Below are 20,435 nucleotides of genomic sequence, written 5' to 3' on the forward strand. Positions count from 1 at the left end.
TTAGTAAATAGTTAATATGTTGGGGTCTTTTTTGTTTTCCTCTCATATATCCCCTCAAGTATTAATGTTATCCCCTTATCCCGTAAAAGCCCGCTGATTAAAGTTTCACTGTATTTTAAAGAGAAAAAGGTCGAATTTTATATGTAAGAAAAAAAGAGGAATTTGACAGAAAAGATAGAAAATTTTAAAGGTCATAATTTGTTAGCTTGCTAACTAATTTCTATTAACGAACATTGGAAGCGTTTTCGGTTAGGTTTAATTATGAACCATTTAATCTATTTACAGGGGGATGAGGAATTTATGAAACAAAAATCTATGGATACGCTAGCTGCACAAATGGAGGATTTTTTCCCGGTACGTGATGTAGATCATATAGAATTTTACGTAGGAAATGCAAAGCAATCAAGTTATTATCTTGCAAGAGCGTTTGGATTCAAAATTGTAGCTTATTCTGGATTAGAAACAGGAAACCGTGAAAAGGTATCTTATGTTCTTGTGCAAAAGAATATGCGTTTTGTTGTGTCTGGAGCTTTAAGTAGCGATGGCCGTATTGCAGAGTTTGTAAAGACTCATGGTGATGGAGTGAAAGATGTGGCTTTACTTGTTGATGACGTTGATAAAGCTTACTCTGAAGCGGTGAAGCGTGGCGCTGTTGCGATTGCTCCTCCTGAAGAGTTAACAGATGAGGAAGGTACCTTGAAGAAAGCGGTTATTGGTACGTATGGTGATACAATTCATACGCTTGTAGAGCGTAAAAATTATAAAGGAACATTCATGCCAGGATTTCAAAAGGTAGAGTTCAATATTCCATTTGAAGAATCCGGTTTAATTGCTGTAGACCATGTCGTTGGTAACGTTGAGAAAATGGAAGAATGGGTTAGTTATTATGAGAACGTCATGGGATTTAAACAAATGATTCACTTTGATGATGACGATATTAGCACAGAGTATTCGGCATTAATGTCAAAAGTTATGACGAATGGAAGCCGTATTAAGTTTCCAATTAATGAACCAGCAGATGGAAAAAGAAAGTCGCAAATTCAAGAATATCTAGAGTTCTATAACGGAGCGGGTGTACAGCATCTTGCTTTATTAACAAGTGACATTGTAAAAACAATTGAAGTACTTCGTGCGAATGGTGTTGAGTTTTTAGATACGCCAGATACGTATTACGATGAGTTAACTGCACGAGTGGGGAAAATTGATGAAGAAATTGATAAATTAAAAGAATTGAAGATTCTAGTAGACCGTGACGAAGAAGGTTATTTATTACAAATCTTTACGAAACCAATTGTAGATCGTCCAACTCTATTTATTGAAATCATCCAACGTAAAGGTTCTCGTGGATTTGGCGAAGGGAACTTTAAAGCGTTATTCGAATCAATTGAAAGAGAACAAGAGCGTCGCGGAAATTTATAAAATTTGTATCCACCAGCAAGAGTTCCTTTGTTGGTGGAAATTTCATTTTCATAGGGAGGAATCATGATGAAATTTGTTACATTTCGTCTCCCCTCGAAAGAAATGCGGGCTGGATGGCTTGAAGGTGACAAAGTAATTGATATGAATCTTGCGAGTGATGGACAAATACCTTCTTCTATGTTCGCCTTTTTAGAGAAAGCAGATGAGTATGTAGAAGTATTGCGTAATATTAAGCATCCTGAAAAGGGTATATATTCCTTAGATGAAGTTCAATTAGCAGCGGCAATTCCTAATCCGAGTAGCATTCGAGATTTTTATGCATTTGAACAGCATGTAAAAACAGCCCGCGGAAGAAGAGGGTTAGATGTTGTACCTGAATGGTATGATATCCCGGTTTTTTATTTTACTAACCACCGTGCTGTTATTGGACCAGATGATTTTGTTATTGGTCCGAAGAAGTCTAAAAAACTTGATTATGAGTTAGAGATTGCTTGCGTAATTGGGAAAGAAGGACGAAACATTTCTCGTGAGCAAGCAGAGGAATATATTTTTGGGTACTGTATTATGAACGACTGGAGTGCAAGGGACTTACAAGCAACAGAAATGAAAGTAGGGCTTGGCCCAGCGAAAGGGAAAGACTTTGCAACTTCATTAGGAGCGTATCTCGTTACGAAAGAGGAATTAGACGTTTATCGTAACGGTGATCGTTATGATTTAGAGATGACTGCTCATGTAAATGGGCAACTGTTATCAAAAGGGAATTTCCAAGATATTTATTATGCATTCTCTGAAATGATTGAACGTGCTTCGGAAGATGTTACGTTATATCCAGGGGATGTTATCGGGTCTGGAACAGTAGGAACAGGCTGTATTTTGGAGCTTGGTACGGAAGAGTGGCTGCAAGATGGAGATGTTGTAGAACTTACGATTACTGGTTTAGGTACATTACGTAATACGGTCAAAAAAGAGATGGAAGCAGGTGATGGGCATGTATTATCGTCACATGGGGGAGCTACCTCATAAACGACATGTACAATTCCGTAAAAAGGATGGATCGCTTTATCGTGAACAGGTAATGGGAACAAAAGGTTTTTCTGGTACGCAGTCTATTTTGTATCATCATTATATGCCAACGGAAGTAGGTCATGCGGCATTATCGCATTCTTGTCAGTTACAGTATGAAGAGGATGCCCTTCTTGCTCATCGTCACTTTCGCACGAAAGAAAATAAGAAAAATGGTGATGCAGTAAGTGGAAGAACCTTCATACTTGGAAATGAAGATTTGTTAATTGGAGTAGTGAGTCCGGCAGAAAAAATGGATTATTTCTATCGTAATGGTGATGGCGATGAAATGTTATTCGTTCATTATGGAACAGGAAAAATTGAGACGATGTTTGGAACGATTCACTATAGAAAAGGTGATTATGTAACGATTCCAATTGGAACGATTTATCGTGTTATTCCAGATGAGGGAGAGACTAAGTTTCTTGTTGTAGAGGCAAATAGCCAAATTACAACACCAAGTCGCTATCGCAATGAGTATGGGCAACTGTTAGAGCATAGTCCGTTTTGTGAAAGAGATATTCGTGGTCCGGAGAAATTGGAGACATATGATGAAAAAGGTGAGTTTGTCGTAATGACAAAGTCGAGGGGTTATATGCATAAGCATGTTTTAGGGCACCATCCGTTAGATGTTGTTGGCTGGGATGGCTATTTATATCCATGGGTATTTAATGTTGAGGATTTTGAACCAATTACAGGTCGTATTCATCAGCCACCACCAGTACATCAAACATTCGAAGGTCATAATTTTGTTATTTGCTCTTTCGTACCACGCTTATATGATTATCATCCAGAATCAATTCCGGCACCATATTATCATAGTAATGTGAATAGTGATGAGGTACTTTACTATGTAGAAGGTAACTTTATGAGCCGAAAAGGTGTGGAAGAAGGTTCTATTACGCTTCATCCGAGCGGGATTCCACATGGGCCGCATCCTGGAAAAACAGAAGCGAGTATAGGGAAGAAAGAAACACTTGAATTGGCTGTTATGATAGATACATTCCGTCCGCTTCGTATTGTAAAACAAGCACATGAGACGGAAGATGAAAAGTATATGTATAGCTGGATTGAAGAGGGTTCATATACTGTGAAATAAGTAAAAAGAGGCATGCTCAATAAAGGAGCATGCCTCTTTTGTGGAATCGACATGTATAATAATACCAAAAACAGTTATGAAAAGATATATAGATATGATTGTGTGAATCTTTTTATAGAAAGAATGATAAGGGTATAGCGCGTATCTCGATAATTTTCTGTTTATTCCGACAAAAGTATTGACTAAAGAACATGCTGTGGGTAAAATGAAAAAAGTAAATTAAATTTTCAGACAACTAAAATCATGGAGGAGCACAGTATGAAGCAAATTTTTCAAAAGAAGCCGATTTCGACGTTACTGCAAGAAAGTAAACAAAAGACATTATCGAGAACGTTAGGGGCACTTGATTTAACAATGCTTGGAATCGGAGCAATTGTTGGAACTGGTATTTTTGTTCTTACTGGCGTTGTAGCAGCGAAACATTCTGGACCAGCTATTATATTATCATTTGCTATAGCTGCATTAGCTTGTGCCTTTGCTGCATTTTGTTACGCTGAATTTGCTTCTTCAGTTCCTGTCTCAGGGAGTGTGTACACGTACACGTATGCGACGATGGGAGAAGTATTTGCATTCTTAATTGGATGGGATTTAATGCTCGAGTATTTATTAGCTACATCTGCTGTAGCCAATGGATGGTCAGCGTATTTTCAATCGTTATTAAAGGGATTTGGGATTCATATTCCGACCATTCTCTCCTCGGCTCCTGGTACAGGAAAGGGTGGAATAATTGATCTACCTGCAGTTCTAATTATTCTAGTTATGACAGCTCTTTTATCTAGAGGTGTTCGTGAAAGTGCACGAATAAATAATATCATGGTATTTATTAAAATAGCGGTTGTTCTTATCTTTATCTTTGCTGGTTTTAATTATGTGAAACCTGAAAATTGGACGCCTTTTATGCCATTTGGTTTAGATGGTGTAATGGCTGGAGCTGCTACAGTATTCTTCGCATTCATAGGATTTGATGCAGTTTCAACAGCTGCAGAAGAAGTGAAACGTCCGCAACGTGATTTACCAATCGGCATTATCGCATCGTTATTAATTTGTACTGTTCTTTATATCGTTGTTTCACTTATTTTGACAGGAATTGTTCCATACGGACAGCTAAATATATCAGATCCAGTTGCCTTTGCACTTCAATTTATTGGACAAGATAGTTTAGCGGGAGTAATTTCGGTAGGAGCAATTACAGGGATTACAACTGTAATGCTAGTTATGATGTATGGGCAAGTTCGTGTTTCGTATGCGATGAGCCGAGATGGGCTTTTGCCGAAGCGTCTTGCTAAAGTTCATCCGAAATTTAAAACACCATTTTTAAATACATGGACAACTGGGATTATTGCAGCACTTATTTCAGGGCTAATTGATTTAAATGTTTTAGCACACCTTGTAAATATGGGGACATTGTCAGCCTTTGCACTTGTAGCAGTTGCGGTTATTGTCCTGAGAAGAACTCATCCTGACTTACCAAGGGCATTTAAGGCGCCTCTTGTACCATTTTTACCAGCGTTAACGGTAATTTTTTGTTTATACTTAATGCTTCAGTTATCCGGAACAGCGTGGATTAGTTTTGGGGTATGGATGGTTATTGGTATAGCAGTTTACTTTTTATATAGCCGAAAACATAGTGCTTTAAGTAATAGTAAAAAAGAAGAAGATGTAGCAAATTTATAAGTGGAAAAATCCATTCTAATTCTGTTAGAATGGATTTTGTTTTGAAAATTTACATTTTTCTGAATTTGTTATAAGATAATTGTTGGTTAATTAAGGGGGGGAAGTATGAAAAATACATGGCGTGAGTTAAGGGCGATGGATCGTAACGTATGGATTCGATTTATCGGTGAGACATTGAACGGAATTGCGATGATGATGTTAATGCCTTTTTTTGCACTATATTTAAAAGATAAGGTAGATTCTTTATTACAAGTTGGAATTATTATGGCGCTTTCTCCAATTGCTGCAAGCTTTGGCTCACTTATAGGCGGAAGAATAGCTGATATATATGGAAGAAAGCCAATTATGATATTTTCGATGGCGAGTAATGCATTACTAATGCTCGGTTTTTTATTTATAGAAGGGTTTATCCCATATGCTATTTTATCTATTTTTTTAGGGTTAAGTAATTCTCTATTTCATCCAGCGGCATCAGCGATGGTTGCAGATGTGACGGCGCCAGAAAAAAGAACAGAGGCATATGGTTTATTGCGAATGGGACACAATATTGGTGCTGCAATTGGGCCGATAATGGGAGTATCAGTAGTTGTTTTATCGAAGAACCTTGTTTTTATTATCGCTTCGTCGACAATGCTATTTTATGCATTACTTGTATTAATTTTTATTCAGGAGACAATGCCAAAAGCCGCAGATAAAAAAGAAGAGAATGAAGAGAGGAAATCAGGTGCGGTTTGGAAAATTTTAATGAGAGATAAGGCGTTAATGATTTATTTGCTAGCGGGAATCATTATTTCTATGGGATTTTCTCAAACAGAAGGCATGTTGCCGCTGCACTTTGATAACGAAATGAAGGGCATTAATAATCCATATCCATATTTAATGGCGCTAAATGGACTATTAGTTGTTTTATTTCAATTTCAAATTTCAAAATGGGCGGCAGATAAACCTGTCGGAAAGACGATGTTATACGGTGCGTGTTTGTTCGGAATTGGTTTGTTTTTTATAGGGTGGTTACCGAAGTGGTTTGGAGGATTAGATACAAATGCTACAATTATTTTAATAACGTTACTGTTCGTTTATGCAATATACACGTTAGGTGAGATGATTATGTCACCTGTACAGATGACGTTTGTAGCGAATTTGGCCCCTGAGCATTTGAGAGGAACATATATGGGAGCGGCCAGTTTGCAGTGGATCACAGGGGGGGCATTTGGTCCACTTCTTGGTGGTTTTCTATTGGATCGTTTGCTTGGTCACTTCTTATTTACAATTTTAGGTGTGGGATGTGTAGTTGCAGGCTTTGTATATGTTTCTTTAGATCGTCTTGTTGAGCAGAGGCAAAAAGATACGCTTACAAAACAGTCTTCTTAATAAAATGAAACTTTAATCAGTGTTTTTTCATTCTCCATAAATGGTAGGATAATATAGATGACATACACAAAAAGTGGATTTCTACATATTTTAGGTACATAACCAGATTAGATAGCAATCTTACTTTAAAGTTTAATTATGTTTGGGTGTGTAGAAAATTAAAGAGGAAAAGTGTAGAAAACCAATAAGTGGTGTCTTTTAATTATTTATGGAAGTTACATTTTATTTCAAATAGGAACTACCTATTTTTATAAAAAGTGCTAAAATAGAAAAATGAAAACAATTGGTTAGGGTGATTTCAGTGACAAAAATTAAATTAGGTTTATTATACGGTGGAAAATCAGCTGAGCATCAAGTTTCGTTACAAACGGCTCTTGCTGCTATTAAAGCATTAAATCAAGATAAATTCGAGATTCATCCAATTTATATTACAGAACAAGGTCAATGGGTACGCGGTGAGCGTATTGAAGGTGAAGTAACAGATGTTGAAACTTTAAAAATGAGCGGTGCAGAAAATGCGATTTCCCCGTTATCATTAAGCACAGAAATTATTCCGTCTGCAACTTCTCAAGAAGATGCGATTGACGTTATTTTTCCATTACTACATGGGCCAAACGGTGAAGATGGAACGGTTCAAGGATTATTAGAATTAATGAACATTCCTTATGTAGGTAACGGTGTATTAGCATCAGCTGCTGGTATGGATAAAGTCGTTATGAAAAATATCTTTGCAGAAGCTGGATTGAAACAAGCGAAATATGCATCTTTCATTCGTAGCGCATGGGAAAAAGATAGTGAAATAGCGTATGAAAAAGTAGAAGAAGTATTAGGATATCCTTGCTTCGTAAAACCAGCAAACCTTGGTTCAAGTGTTGGTATTAATAAGTGTAACGATCGTGAAGAGCTTGAGAATGCATTCGAAGAGGCATTCCAATTTGACCGTAAAATTATTGTAGAAGAAAATATTGTAGGTCGTGAAGTAGAAGTTGGTGTATTAGGTAATGATGAGCCGAAATGTTCTGTTGTAGGTGAAATTGTACCGAAAAAAGATTTTTATGATTACAAATCGAAATACATCGATGGTGATACAGCGTTAATTATTCCAGCTGAAATGACAGAAGAAGAGTCTAATGTAATTAAGCGAGATGCAATTATTGCATTCCAATCATTAGATGGTTCTGGCTTAACACGAGCTGATTTCTTCTTAACGAAAGATGGAGAACTATATATTAACGAAGTAAACACAATGCCAGGATTCACGCCGTTTAGTATGTTCCCGCTATTATGGCAACATACAGGGTTACCGTATCCAGAATTAATTGAAGAGTTGATTCGTTTAGCGATTGAACGTCACGAAGAAAAACAAAAAATTAAATATACAATCTAACAAAAAAGGAGGAAGCACTATTCGAAGGAATAGTGCTTCCTCTATGTAAGGAGTGTTTTTTTATGATTAAGCGAACGTTAAAACAAGTAGAGAAAATGGTAGATGGTACTGGATTAGCAGAGAAATATGAGGGAATTACTATACAAGGAGCATCTATTGATACGAGAAAGATTGAAAAAGGAAACTTATATGTTCCGATTCAAGGTGAACGTTTCGATGGACATGCTTTTGTAGATAAAGCTGTTGAAAACGGGGCGATTGCTACATTGTGGATGAAAGATGTAGAAAACCCACCTGAAAATCTTCCAGTTATTTTTGTAGAAGATACACTAGCAGCATTGCAAATGTTAGCGAAAAACTATCGTGATCAATTGGATGTAAAAGTTGTTGGTGTAACGGGTAGTAATGGTAAAACATCTACGAAAGATATTGTAACAAGTATTCTTGCGACTAAATTTAAAGTTCAAAAAACAGAAGGTAATTTCAACAACCATATCGGCTTACCTCTTACTATTTTAAATTTAGAGGAAAATACGGAAGTAGCTGTATTAGAAATGGGCATGTCAAGCCGAGGTGAAATTGAATTTCTATCTAAGTTAGCTCGTCCTAATGCAGCTATTATCACGAACATTGGTGAGGCACACTTAATGGATTTAGGCTCTCGTGAGGCAATTGCTGAAGCGAAGTTAGAAATTGTTACAGGTTTACAAGAAGGTGGAGTTTTCGTATATAATGGGGATGAGCCGCTATTAACAAATCGTGTTCCGGAAATGAATTTAGCAGCTGAAACAGTTACATTTGGTGATGCGAGAGCAAATGATTATTATCCAACTACTGTAACATTACAGGCGACTGGGACACACTTTAAGATGAATAGAGATGAAACTTTGTCATTCTATCTGCCAGTACTAGGAAAGCATAATGTATATAATACGCTTGCTTCAATGGCAATTGCAAAAAATTTTGGTGTAACGTGGGAAGAAATGAAAAAAGGTTTAGTAACACTTCAAATGACAGGTATGCGTATGGAAATTGTAAAAAAAGATAGTGGTTTAACAATTATCAATGATGCTTATAATGCTAGTCCAACAGCTATGGAAGCTGCGTTCCACCTAATGAATGGTTTAGATGGATTTGCTAAAAAAATTGTTGTACTTGGTGATATGTTAGAACTTGGAAATCAAGAAGTGCAATTTCATTATGAAGTAGGTAAATTAATTGATCCAGCAAAGATCTCATATGTATTCACATATGGTAGATTAGGGGCTCAAATTGCTGAAGGTGCAAAAATTAATTTCCCTAAAGACCGTGTAAAAGCGTATGATAGTAAAGAAGAGTTAATAAAAGAGTTGCAAGCAGTAGTTGATGCAAAAGATGTTGTGCTAGTAAAAGCGTCTCGCGGTATGAAATTAGAAGAAGTAATTACGATGTTGAAATAATTGGTGTATATAAATAGGGATGATAGCCACGAAAATAGTGGAAACTTATAATAAGCGCTTACAGTAAATGATAAAAAAATAAAAGTAAAGAAAAAAGCTCTGAATATGAAATAAGGTAACAGTTGGGGTTTGCTTTTTACACCTACAAAACTTATAATTGATAAAGTGTAATAACGTTTAGAAGTATTTTCGTGAAGAATATACGCCCGGTTATACGTCAGTATTCAGGAAAAGGGCTTTTCCGCAAGTTCGGAAAACGCCTTTTTTTAAATGATAAGTATAGGATAGAAAAGGAGAAGTAACATTGACAACATTTCGAGAATTAGGATTAAGTGAGTCTTTACTACAATCTGTTGAAAGTATGGGCTTTGAAGAGGCTACGCCGATTCAAGCTGAAACAATTCCATATGCATTGCAAGGTAAGGATATTATTGGGCAAGCGCAAACAGGTACAGGGAAAACAGCAGCATTCGGATTACCACTATTAGATAAAGTGAATACAAATAAAGAAGCAGTTCAAGGTATTGTTATCGCGCCAACGCGCGAATTAGCAATTCAAGTTGGAGAAGAGCTATACAAACTTGGTAAACATAAACGTGTTCGTATTCTACCAATTTATGGTGGTCAAGATATTAACCGCCAAATTCGTGCTCTAAAAAAACACCCACACATTATTGTTGGTACGCCGGGTCGTATTTTAGATCATATTAACCGTAAAACACTTCGCTTACAAAACGTAGAGACTGTTGTTCTTGACGAAGCGGATGAAATGTTAAACATGGGCTTCATTGAAGATATTGAAGCGATTTTAACAGATGTGCCAGAAACACATCAAACATTATTATTCTCAGCGACAATGCCAGATCCAATCCGTCGTATTGCTGAGCGTTTCATGACTGAGCCTCAACACATTAAAGTAAAAGCAAAAGAAGTAACAATGCCAAACATTCAGCAGTTCTATTTAGAAGTGCAAGAAAAGAATAAGTTTGACGTGTTAACACGCTTACTAGATATTCAATCTCCAGAGCTTGCAATCATATTCGGTCGTACAAAGCGTCGTGTTGATGAATTATCAGAAGCATTAAACTTACGTGGTTATGCAGCAGAAGGTATTCATGGTGACTTAACACAAGCGAAACGTATGTCTGTATTACGTAAATTTAAAGAAGGTGCTATTGAAGTTCTTGTTGCAACAGACGTTGCTGCACGTGGTCTTGATATTTCAGGCGTAACACACGTATACAACTTCGATATCCCACAAGATCCAGAATCATACGTTCACCGTATCGGTCGTACTGGCCGTGCAGGTAAAAAAGGTATTGCAATGTTATTTGTAACACCACGTGAATCAGGACAATTAAAAAATATCGAGCGTACAACAAAACGTAAGGTTGATCGTATGGAAGCACCGACACTTGACGAGGCATTAGAAGGTCAACAACGTTTAATCGCTGAAAAACTTCAAAGCACAATCCAAAATGAAAACTTATCATACTACAAGCGTATTGCAGAAGAAATGTTAGAAGAGAATGATTCTGTAACAGTAGTAGCTGCTGCTTTAAAAATGATGACAAAAGAGCCGGATACAACTCCAATCGCTTTAACATCAGAACCACCAGTTGTTTCAAGAGGTGGCGGTTCTAAAAAACGCGGTGGTAACGGAAGTGGATACCGTGATGGTAACCGTAATCGTAGTCGTGATGGACGTGGAAGCGGAAGTGGCGATGGTCGTAACCGTGATCGTAATCGTGATGGACGTGGAAGCGGAAGTGGCGATGGTCGTAACCGTGATCGCAATCGTGATGGTGGTAGTGGTAGCCGTGATGGTAACCGTGGTCGTAAAGGTGAAGGTCGCCCTGGATCTTCAAATGGACGCGGCGAAAGAAAACATCATAGCCGTCCACAAGCTTAATAAAAAAGAGAATGCCCTTTGCTGGCATTCTCTTTTTTTATTTCTGTAATTGTGCATACTACATAATAACTCGTATAGAAATGAGGTGCTATATGCTTGTAAGACTTGGGTATGTTGCGATGAGTGTGCATTTGAAGAATGCATCTCCATCTCAAACGATGACATATGCACAGTTTCAGCGGATTGATGATCGAGAGGCTGCGATTCGTAAACTCGAAAGAATCGCTAATTCGAATTTGGAAAATTGCTTACGATTATTAAAGCATAATAAAGGACATGATATATCTTTCTTTCGACTTAGTTCCAAGCTCATTCCTTTAGCGAATCATGAGGAGTTGTTAGATTGGAACTATATTCGTCCTTTAAAAGAAAATCTGAAAGAATTAGGTGAATATGCAATTCGTATGAATATGCGAATTGACTTCCATCCAGATCATTTTGTTGTACTAAATTCACCTGAGGAGAGTATTTTTAAACAATCTGTAAAGACATTGCAGATGCACAAAAAATTGTTAAAGGGTATGGGAATGGAACATAAGCAACGATGTGTATTACATGTGGGAGGAGGTTATAAAGATAAGGAGCTCGCATTAGAACGCTTTATAGAAAATTGGTCAACTGTTCCAAGAGGTATTCAAGAGATGATTATATTAGAAAATGATGACACGACCTTTTCTTTAGAAGAAACATTGTATTTAGGTGAGAAATTAGACATTCCAGTCGTGTTTGACTTGCACCATCATATGATGAATAATGACCAGGAAGATTGGCATGAAGATTGGGCACGTGTTGTACATACGTGGGAATCGTCTTTATTACCAGTTAAAATGCACATCTCTAGTCCTAGAGATGGAAAAGATCCAAGAGCACATGCGGATTTTATTGATGTAGATACCTTCTTATCTTTTTTGAAAAAGATAAAGGGGAGTGTTCCGCAAATTGATTGTATGATTGAGGCGAAGAAAAAGGATGAGTCTTTATTTCAACTAATGAGAGAGTTAAGTAAACAAACAGATGTGGAAATTGTCGATGGTGCGAGCTTTTATATTAAATAAGCTCTGCGCCATCGGTTTTTTTTTGTCCGATTGGTGCGGGCTAATAATCAGTGGGGGATGGACAACCCCCCCACTGATTAAAGTTTCACTTTATTAAAAAAGGGGTGCACATGCCGCCGATGATCAGTCCTGTTAAATGGCTTATAGGATTGGCAGAGGGATTAAAGAAAGTAAATAGTAGTAATATAAGTATCATTATTGAAAAAATAGCGATGTCTCTTGGTTTTGAAGAACGATATCGACTATACAATAAAAATAATTGGGCGCCTAGTAATCCGAAAATACCACCAGATGCTCCGGCGTGAATATATTCAAAAGGCATAATAATATAAGAAGAAATATTCCCGAGAATGCCAGAAAGGAAAAAAATAATGATGAAAGAAAAGTGTCCTAGTTGTTTTTCAATAGAAGAACCAAGTACAAATAAACAAATACTATTAGAAAGAAAATGTTGTAAGTCTACGTGTACAAGTAAGGAAGTTATGACACGCCACCATTCTCCTTTAGCGATATATTCATTGTAGGCTGCCAGGTGAAAGAGGGAAAAGTCGCTCAATATAATCATGACTAATTGTATAAGAAGTAAAGAGATGATAATCGGTTGTAAGGAAATGCGAGTGGATGGTATTAGCATGTTGTTAGTATCACTCCTTTTGCATCAGAAAGATTCTCTGTTATTCTTACAATATGAATGAAGAAAGCTAAATAGAAGAAGGGGATTTTGAAATGATTGTAGGGATTGGAATCGATATTATTGAGTTAAATCGAATTGAAAAAATGCTAGATGGAAAGCTTAAATTTATGGAACGTATTTTAACTGAAAGAGAACGTGGTGTTGCCGAGAGGCTGAAAGGAAGTCGCCTTACAGAATTCGTAGCTGGAAGATTTGCAGCAAAAGAGGCGTATTCTAAAGCGGTAGGGACCGGTATCGGGAAAGAAGTGAGTTTTTTAGATATTGAAGTAAGGAATGATGATAGAGGTAAGCCGATTATCATTACAAATACAGAGCATATTGTTCATTTATCAATTAGTCATAGTAAAGAATTTGCCGTTGCTCAAGTTGTTTTGGAAAGCTCGTCACGCTAGTCTGCATATTTTATATCTTTGTCTCATATATTTGAGGTAGCGATAAGGAAGGCATATCTTCCATTCATTTATAGGGGCAAAGGGGCTGAAGTGATGAAAAGGCGTCTGTTTTTAGTTCTTGTCGGTTTGTTGACCGTTTTTGTGTTGGCGGGTTGTATGGAAAAGAAACAGGAAGATGTTGTGAGAGATTTAGAAGCGAAAGTTAAAAGTATGAAGAGTTATCAAGCTGAAGCGAAATTATCTATTAAAACAGGAAATGAGCCTCAGGAGTACAATGTCGAAATTTGGCATAAAGAACCTTCGTATTATCGTGTGAATTTGCAGAATGCGAAAAAGGATCAGAGTCAAATTATTTTAAGAAATGATGAAGGTGTATTTGTATTAACACCGGCGCTTAATAAGAGTTTCCGTTTTCAAAGTGATTGGCCGCAAAATAGTAGCCAGGCTTATTTATATGAATCACTTGTAAGAGATATTTTGCAAGATAAGAAAAATCTCTCTTTCGAGAAAACAGATAAGTATTATGTATTTAAAACAAAAACAAATTATCAACATCAAAATATGTTGCCGAAACAAGAAATTAAGCTGAATAAAAGTGATTTAACACCAGTTTCTGTGAAGCTGATGGATAATGACCAAAATGTCCTTGTAAAAGTAGATTTCACTAAAGTAAAGTTTGATGCAAAGTTTGATAAAGGTGCATTTGATACGAAACAAAATATGTCTAGAGCACAAGTGGATGTTCAGACGGCAGCGAAAGAAGACAAACCGTTTGCTATTTTGTATCCGCGTGATACGCCGCAAGGCATGACTTTGAAAGAGGAAGAAGAGTTGAAGACAGACAGTGGCAAGCGTGCAATACTCACATACACTGGAAGTAAGAAATCCTTTACTTTAATACAAGAAAAGGCAAAAGTTGCAGAGGCCTCATCGGCGGTAAGTGTAAGTGGAGAGCCGGTTGATCTTGGTTTCACGATTGGTGCATTGACGAAAGACTCTGTAACGTGGTCGCATAACGGAGTAGAATATATGCTCGTGTCTAAAGGTTTAGAGCCGAATGAGTTGTTGATGGTTGCTCGTTCGGTTACAGCGAAGCAAGTGAAGTAAACATCTTAGACGTGGTGATATATGTGCACCGCGTCTTTTCTTAGTTTGAAGGTGGATTTCATAAAAGAAGCATATAAAAGAATAAGCTTCGCATATCGTGTATAAGGAAGTGTATTTATGGAAGACGCACCGTTTTACCGTGACACCTGGGTGGAAGTGGATTTAGATGCGATTTACAACAATGTTACGCATATTAAAGAGTTCATTCCAAGTGATGTAGAGATTTTTGCTGTAGTTAAAGCGAATGCATATGGGCACGATTATGTACCGGTGGCTAAAACTGCATTAGAAGCAGGAGCGACAAGATTAGCAGTTGCTTTTTTAGATGAAGCTTTAGTGCTTCGGAGGGCTGGTATTACTGCACCAATTTTAGTATTAGGTCCTTCCCCGCCCCGTGATGTAAATGTAGCTGCTGAAAATGATGTAGCATTAACTGTTTTTCAAAAAGAATGGGTGGAAGAAGCGATAAAGCTCTGGGATGGTTCATCAATAATGAAATTCCATATTAATTTTGATAGTGGTATGGGGAGAATCGGAATACGTGAACGCAAAGAATTAAAAGGGTTCTTAAAGAGTTTAGAAGGTGCGCCATTTTTAGAGTTAGAAGGAGTATATACGCATTTTGCAACAGCGGATGAGGTTGAGACTTCTTACTTTGATAAGCAATATAATACATTCTTGCAGCAGTTAAGTTGGTTGAAAGAATTTGGAGTAAATCCTAAATTTGTCCATACAGCCAATAGCGCTGCAACGTTAAGGTTTCAAGGGATTACATTTAATGCGGTGCGAGTTGGTATTGCGATGTATGGATTATCCCCATCTGTAGAAATACGTCCTTTTTTACCATTTAAATTGGAACCGGCGTTGTCACTTCATACGAAAGTTGCTCATATTAAGCAAGTGATTAAAGGGGATGGAATTAGTTATAATGTCACATACCGAACGAGAACTGAAGAATGGATTGCGACAGTTGCAATTGGATATGCAGATGGCTGGCTTAGAAGATTGCAAGGGTTTAAAGTACTTGTAAATGGTGAAAGAGTACCGATTGTGGGTCGAGTAACAATGGATCAATTCATGATACATCTTCCTTGTGAAGTGCCACTTGGTACGAAAGTTACACTCATTGGGAGACAAGGTGATGAGTATATTAGTGCTACTGAGGTCGCTGAATATTCCGGGACTATTAATTATGAAATTATCGCAACGATAAGCTTCCGTGTACCGAGAATATTTATACGAAACGGTAAAGTTGTAGAAGTAATCAATTATTTGAACGATATATAGAAGAAGGTATTATCGCTCAGTATCTCGTCATTTAGGGGATTTTCGCTAATGGAAAATAGGCTCTTTTTTGCTAGGGAGCTTCTTTTTATAATTGTTATTAATATAAGTTACAATGAAATGTTGCGGGAAGAATTGCTTTATTTCTTGTTTGAAAGAGATGAAAAGTAAAAGAAGATGAATGTTTTGTTTATGAATTGGAAAACATAAGCAGGGAATAAGGAAGTCTTTGCAACAGGCTCCATACAATGGTATTATTACAATAGGTGTCATATATATATTTGGGTGTGTAGTTGACGGTGGAGGTGTATTTTTGTGTCCGAATCAAGTGTAACTACTGAAATCGTGGTTCGGTTGCCAAAGCAAATGGTAACGGAATTGGACGGAATTGGAAAACAAGAGAATAAGAATCGCCATGAACTAATTTGCCAGGCAACACAACTGTTATTGCGTCAACATAAGACGAAGAAACGCTACCAACATGAATCAATGCGACGTGGGTACATTGAAATGGGAAAAATTAATCTTGGTATTGCATCTGAAGCTTTCTTAGCAGAGTATGAAGCAGCTCATACAGTAGAACGCTTAGTTAGCGGGGGGTAATATTTTGATTGTAAAACGCGGCGACGTGTATTTTGCAGACCTTTCCCCAGTTGTTGGTTCTGAGCAAGGAGGCGTTCGTCCGGTTCTTGTCATTCAAAATGACATCGGAAATCGTTTTAGTCCGACTGTGATTGTAGCGGCTATTACTGCACAGATTCAAAAAGCGAAATTACCCACTCATGTGGAAATTGATGCGAAAAAGTATGGTTTTGAGAGAGATTCTGTTATTTTACTTGAGCAGATTCGAACAATCGATAAGCAACGCTTAACGGACAAAATCACTCATTTGGATGAAGTGATGATGAGTCGTGTAGATGAAGCGTTACAAATTAGTTTAGGACTAATAGATTTTTAAATCGGCAGTTTAAGTTGCTCTCTTTACAGGGCAACTTTTTTTTATTATAGAGGAGGTTACGGTTGGATATGGAAATGGTAGATAATCGACAAGGGTTAATGAAGATGTTAGTGAAAGAATTAGGCTTTACAGAAAAGCAAGTTCGTCATGTTATTCAATTAACAGAAGAAGGTAACACAGTTCCATTTATCGCTCGTTACCGAAAAGAATGGACAGGATCTCTAGATGAGGTGCAAATTCGTGCAATCTTAGAAAGATGGCAATATATGATGCAACTAGAAGATAGGAAAGAAGAGGTTCTTCGTCTTATTGGTGAAAAGGGTAAACTAACCGAAGAGTTGCGTCGTCATATTGTTGCTGCAAAAAAACTTCAGGAAGTAGAAGATTTATATCGTCCATATAAAGAAAAAAGAAGAACGAAAGCTACAATTGCTAAAGAAAAGGGATTAGAACCGTTAGCTGAGTGGCTATTGTTATATAAAAAAGAAAATCCAGCAGAGAAGGCTATGGAATTTGTTAATGCAGAAAAAGAAGTGGCGTCTGCAGAAGATGCGTTGCAAGGTGCGCAAGATATTATTGCGGAACTTGTTTCGGATAATGCGGCATATCGTAGTTGGATTCGCAATACTACTTTCCGACAAGGGATTATGTCTTCATCTGTAAAAGATAAAGAAAAAGATGAAAAGAATATATATGAAATGTATTATGGCTATGAAGAACCGTTGCAAAAAGTAGTGCCACACCGTGTACTAGCTATGAATCGTGGTGAAAAGGAAGACGTATTAAGAGTTTCTGTTATCACGCCAATTGAAGAAATCCTTCAGTTTTTACATAAAAAAATGATTCTTGATGAAGCTTCTAAAAGTGCACATTATGTACAATTAGCGATGGAAGATGGATATAAGCGATTAATTCAACCTTCAATAGAAAGAGAAATTCGTAAAGAATTAATGGAAACGGCCGAAGAACAAGCGATTCATATTTTCTCTGAGAATTTACGTAATTTATTATTACAACCTCCGATGAAAGGGAAAGTTGTGTTAGCGGTAGATCCAGCGTATAGAACCGGTTGTAAATTAGCTGTAGTAGATGATACAGGAAAAGTTCTTCACATAGATGTTATTTATCCGCATCCGCCTGTTCGTAAATATGAGGATGCAAAAACGAAAATCCTTTCAATTATAGATAAATATGAAGTTGAAATGATAGCGATTGGAAATGGTACAGCTTCGAGGGAAACGGAAGAATTTATAGTAGATGTATTACAAAATGTAGAACGAGATGTATTTTACATTATTGTAAATGAAGCGGGTGCTAGTGTGTACTCAGCATCTGATGTAGCTCGCGAGGAGTTTCCGAATTTACAGGTTGAAGAAAGAAGTGCTGTTTCAATTGGGAGACGTCTGCAAGATCCACTTGCAGAGCTTGTGAAAATTGACCCTAAATCTGTTGGGGTGGGACAATATCAACATGATGTATCTCAAAAGAGATTAAATGAATCATTAACATTTGTAGTAGAGACAGCAGTTAACCGAGTTGGTGTTAATGTAAATACAGCTTCAGTTGCATTGTTGCAATATGTTTCGGGGTTATCAAAAACAGTTGCGAAAAATATTGTAGCTAAGCGTGAGGAAGATGGAAAATTCACGAAGCGTACTGAATTAAAGAAAATCCCGCGTTTAGGTGCAAAAACATATGAACAATGTATCGGGTTTTTACGTATATTAGAAGGAGCGAATCCGTTAGATCGCACAGGGATTCATCCAGAGCAATATAAAAATGTTGAATTGCTATTAAAGAGCTTAGGGTTATCGAAGAGTGATGTGGGGAAACCAAACTTGCAAAAGAGTTTAGAAGGAGTAGATATTTCTAAATTATCTCAAGAGACGGAGATTGGTGAGCCAACACTAGTTGATATTATGGATGCTTTAATTAGCCCGGAACGAGATATGAGGGATGAGTTGCCAAAGCCACTTTTGAAAAAGGGGATTTTAAAATTAGAAGATTTAAAGCGTGGTATGGAATTAGAGGGAACGATCCGCAATGTTGTTGATTTCGGTGCCTTTGTTGATATTGGTGTGAAGCAAGATGGTTTAGTGCATATTTCTAAACTAAGCAAACAATTTGTAAAGCATCCATTAGATATTGTATCCGTGGGACAAATTGTAAAGGTATGGGTAGATGATATTGATACGAAAAAAGGTCGTGTTGCATTATCAATGTTACCGATTGAATAGTAAGAAAAGAGAGCAGATGAAACTGCTCTTTTTTTATGAACTGGAAAGTTTAATTGATTATGAGCTTTGATGTATTTTACTATAATAAAACCAGCATTCATTTAGTAACTTGATTTGATACCGGTTTTTCTCAAAATATGCACGTTGCATTTGTTTCTTTAGCCACGTGGGCATAGGAATCCCTCCTTGTTTAATCCTGCTCTCAAAAAAGTAGCTCCTTTTAGTTAAGGTAACTTTGATGAGAGGTTGGTGAGTGGATTTCTAGCAATGCTGCATTTTTAGAAATCACGCTTCTTGAATGAGGATGGGTATATGTACTATTTACTATATGTATAAGAAGAGAGAAAAGTGTAAAAATATTTTTTAGTTTAGGAGGAATGAGAATGGATGAGCAAGAAATTCAGCGGTTAGTGGAAGAGGTATCGTTACAATGCTTTGGAATGCCGTTTTTACATAAAGCAATGTTTAATAGTAGGTTACGTACAACTGGTGGGCGCTATCTATTGAAGAATCATAATATAGAATTGAATTATCGATATTACGAAATATATGGTAAAGAAGAGTTAGTCGGGATTGTTAAACATGAACTTTGTCATTATCACTTACATATCACAGGAAAAGGGTATAAGCACCGAGATAGAGATTTTCGTGAGTTATTAAAGAAAGTAGCTGCACCACGTTTTTGCAAACGAATGATTAGTGAGGAGGAAACGAAAGTTTCTATGTATGAATGTATGGGGTGTTCATTTCAATATGTAAGAAGACGTCAAATAAATACACAAAGATATGTATGTGGAAAGTGTAAAGGACAACTAAAACTGGTAGTGAAAACATCTTGACAGTGAAAACGCAATCCAGTATATTATAAACATGTCCCGTTTGCGCAAGACGTTGTGAAAAAACTTCTTGACTTACGATGAGAAATTTTATAAGATACAAATTGTCTTTATTATTCCGCAGTAGCTCAGTGGTAGAGCTATCGGCTGTTAACCGATCGGTCGTAGGTTCGAGTCCTACCTGCGGAGCCATACTATAGAGAAGTACCCAAGTGGCTCAAGGGGCTCCCCTGCTAAGGGAGTAGATCGCGAACGCGGTGCGAGGGTTCGAATCCCTTCTTCTCTGCCAGATTTTGGCCCGTTGGTCAAGTGGTTAAGACACCGCCCTTTCACGGCGGTAACACGGGTTCGAATCCCGTACGGGTCACCACTTCGGAGGATTAGCTCAGCTGGGAGAGCACCTGCCTTACAAGCAGGGGGTCGGCGGTTCGATCCCGTCATCCTCCACCATATAAATTATATAAATAATATTATCGCGGGGTGGAGCAGTACGGTAGCTCGTCGGGCTC

At 37.3% G+C, this 20,435-nt stretch carries 18 protein-coding genes and 4 tRNA genes; 20 read left to right on the plus strand and 2 right to left on the minus strand.

Annotated elements, in window-relative coordinates:
• The first annotated feature begins 300 nt into the window (after positions 1-300).
• From hppD to uvsE, 9 genes are all read left to right on the plus strand, one after another.
• A complete protein-coding gene (hppD, locus tag AB3X48_RS06775) occupies positions 301-1,419 on the plus strand; it encodes a 4-hydroxyphenylpyruvate dioxygenase (RefSeq protein WP_002113414.1) in 1,119 nt (372 codons plus the stop codon).
• Positions 1,420-1,485: 66 nt separating this feature from the next.
• Positions 1,486-2,442 (plus strand): fumarylacetoacetate hydrolase family protein, encoded by a 957-nt coding sequence (locus tag AB3X48_RS06780; RefSeq protein ID WP_002159543.1) that lies wholly within the window; start codon positions 1,486-1,488, stop codon positions 2,440-2,442.
• Complete coding sequence (locus AB3X48_RS06785) at positions 2,408-3,580, plus strand: homogentisate 1,2-dioxygenase (protein ID WP_016103359.1); 1,173 nt, start codon at positions 2,408-2,410, stop codon at positions 3,578-3,580. The genes AB3X48_RS06780 and AB3X48_RS06785 overlap by 35 nt, the downstream gene beginning before the upstream one ends.
• Before the next feature lie 258 nt (positions 3,581-3,838).
• Positions 3,839-5,254, plus strand: coding sequence for a branched-chain amino acid transporter BcaP (gene bcaP / locus AB3X48_RS06790; protein ID WP_002159541.1), 1,416 nt, complete (start codon positions 3,839-3,841; stop codon positions 5,252-5,254).
• Between the two features lie 105 nt (positions 5,255-5,359).
• A complete protein-coding gene (locus tag AB3X48_RS06795; protein WP_016103360.1) occupies positions 5,360-6,625 on the plus strand; it encodes an MDR family MFS transporter in 1,266 nt (421 codons plus the stop codon).
• A 301-nt stretch (positions 6,626-6,926) separates the two neighbouring features.
• Positions 6,927-8,012, plus strand: coding sequence for a D-alanine--D-alanine ligase (locus AB3X48_RS06800; RefSeq protein ID WP_002159539.1), 1,086 nt, complete (start codon positions 6,927-6,929; stop codon positions 8,010-8,012).
• 62 nt (positions 8,013-8,074) lie between these two features.
• Positions 8,075-9,451: a UDP-N-acetylmuramoyl-tripeptide--D-alanyl-D-alanine ligase gene (gene murF, locus AB3X48_RS06805; RefSeq protein WP_016103361.1), complete on the plus strand. Its 1,377-nt coding sequence runs from the start codon at positions 8,075-8,077 to the stop codon at positions 9,449-9,451.
• A 304-nt stretch (positions 9,452-9,755) separates the two neighbouring features.
• The gene (gene cshA / locus AB3X48_RS06810; RefSeq protein ID WP_002159537.1) at positions 9,756-11,363 is read left to right on the plus strand and encodes a degradosome RNA helicase CshA; all 1,608 of its coding nucleotides are present in this window, start codon (positions 9,756-9,758) and stop codon (positions 11,361-11,363) included.
• 92 nt (positions 11,364-11,455) lie between these two features.
• Positions 11,456-12,418, plus strand: a complete 963-nt coding sequence (gene uvsE, locus AB3X48_RS06815) for a UV DNA damage repair endonuclease UvsE (RefSeq protein ID WP_002159536.1) — start codon at positions 11,456-11,458, stop codon at positions 12,416-12,418.
• Positions 12,419-12,503: 85 nt separating this feature from the next.
• On the opposite strand, the gene AB3X48_RS06820 is transcribed toward uvsE, so the two are convergent.
• Complete coding sequence (locus AB3X48_RS06820) at positions 12,504-13,052, minus strand: rhomboid family intramembrane serine protease (RefSeq protein ID WP_002159535.1); 549 nt, start codon at positions 13,050-13,052, stop codon at positions 12,504-12,506.
• Between the two features lie 92 nt (positions 13,053-13,144).
• Between AB3X48_RS06820 and acpS the strand changes: the two genes are divergently transcribed.
• From acpS to AB3X48_RS06850, 6 genes are all read left to right on the plus strand, one after another.
• Positions 13,145-13,504: a holo-ACP synthase gene (acpS, locus tag AB3X48_RS06825; RefSeq protein ID WP_016103363.1), complete on the plus strand. Its 360-nt coding sequence runs from the start codon at positions 13,145-13,147 to the stop codon at positions 13,502-13,504.
• Between the two features lie 93 nt (positions 13,505-13,597).
• Positions 13,598-14,611: a LolA family protein gene (locus AB3X48_RS06830; protein ID WP_087963502.1), complete on the plus strand. Its 1,014-nt coding sequence runs from the start codon at positions 13,598-13,600 to the stop codon at positions 14,609-14,611.
• Positions 14,612-14,728: 117 nt separating this feature from the next.
• On the plus strand, positions 14,729-15,898 hold the full coding sequence (gene alr / locus AB3X48_RS06835; protein WP_002159533.1) for an alanine racemase: 1,170 nt from the start codon (positions 14,729-14,731) through the stop codon (positions 15,896-15,898).
• 312 nt (positions 15,899-16,210) lie between these two features.
• On the plus strand, positions 16,211-16,498 hold the full coding sequence (locus tag AB3X48_RS06840; RefSeq protein WP_000004570.1) for an antitoxin EndoAI: 288 nt from the start codon (positions 16,211-16,213) through the stop codon (positions 16,496-16,498).
• A gap of 4 nt (positions 16,499-16,502) precedes the next feature.
• Positions 16,503-16,853, plus strand: a complete 351-nt coding sequence (gene ndoA / locus AB3X48_RS06845) for a type II toxin-antitoxin system endoribonuclease NdoA (RefSeq protein WP_000635965.1) — start codon at positions 16,503-16,505, stop codon at positions 16,851-16,853.
• 68 nt (positions 16,854-16,921) lie between these two features.
• On the plus strand, positions 16,922-19,090 hold the full coding sequence (locus tag AB3X48_RS06850; protein WP_016103364.1) for a Tex family protein: 2,169 nt from the start codon (positions 16,922-16,924) through the stop codon (positions 19,088-19,090).
• A gap of 57 nt (positions 19,091-19,147) precedes the next feature.
• Here the strand turns inward: AB3X48_RS06850 and cmpA are convergent, their stop codons facing one another.
• Positions 19,148-19,264 carry a cortex morphogenetic protein CmpA gene (cmpA, locus tag AB3X48_RS06855; protein WP_001143642.1) on the minus strand — a complete coding sequence of 39 codons (117 nt, stop codon included), beginning with the start codon at positions 19,262-19,264 and terminating at the stop codon, positions 19,148-19,150.
• A gap of 209 nt (positions 19,265-19,473) precedes the next feature.
• Between cmpA and AB3X48_RS06860 the strand changes: the two genes are divergently transcribed.
• The 5 genes from AB3X48_RS06860 (at position 19,474) to AB3X48_RS06880 (ending at position 20,376) form a co-directional block, all read left to right on the plus strand.
• Complete coding sequence (locus AB3X48_RS06860) at positions 19,474-19,929, plus strand: SprT family protein (RefSeq protein WP_002159531.1); 456 nt, start codon at positions 19,474-19,476, stop codon at positions 19,927-19,929.
• A gap of 114 nt (positions 19,930-20,043) precedes the next feature.
• Positions 20,044-20,118, plus strand: a tRNA-Asn gene (locus tag AB3X48_RS06865).
• 6 nt (positions 20,119-20,124) lie between these two features.
• Positions 20,125-20,215, plus strand: a tRNA-Ser gene (locus AB3X48_RS06870).
• 6 nt (positions 20,216-20,221) lie between these two features.
• Positions 20,222-20,296 (plus strand) — tRNA-Glu (locus tag AB3X48_RS06875).
• 4 nt (positions 20,297-20,300) lie between these two features.
• Positions 20,301-20,376: transfer RNA gene (locus AB3X48_RS06880), tRNA-Val, on the plus strand.
• Positions 20,377-20,435 lie beyond the last annotated feature (59 nt).

It is taken from the genome of Bacillus sp. S4 (genome assembly GCF_040838205.1).
Classification (GTDB): domain Bacteria; phylum Bacillota; class Bacilli; order Bacillales; family Bacillaceae_G; genus Bacillus_A; species Bacillus_A cereus_U.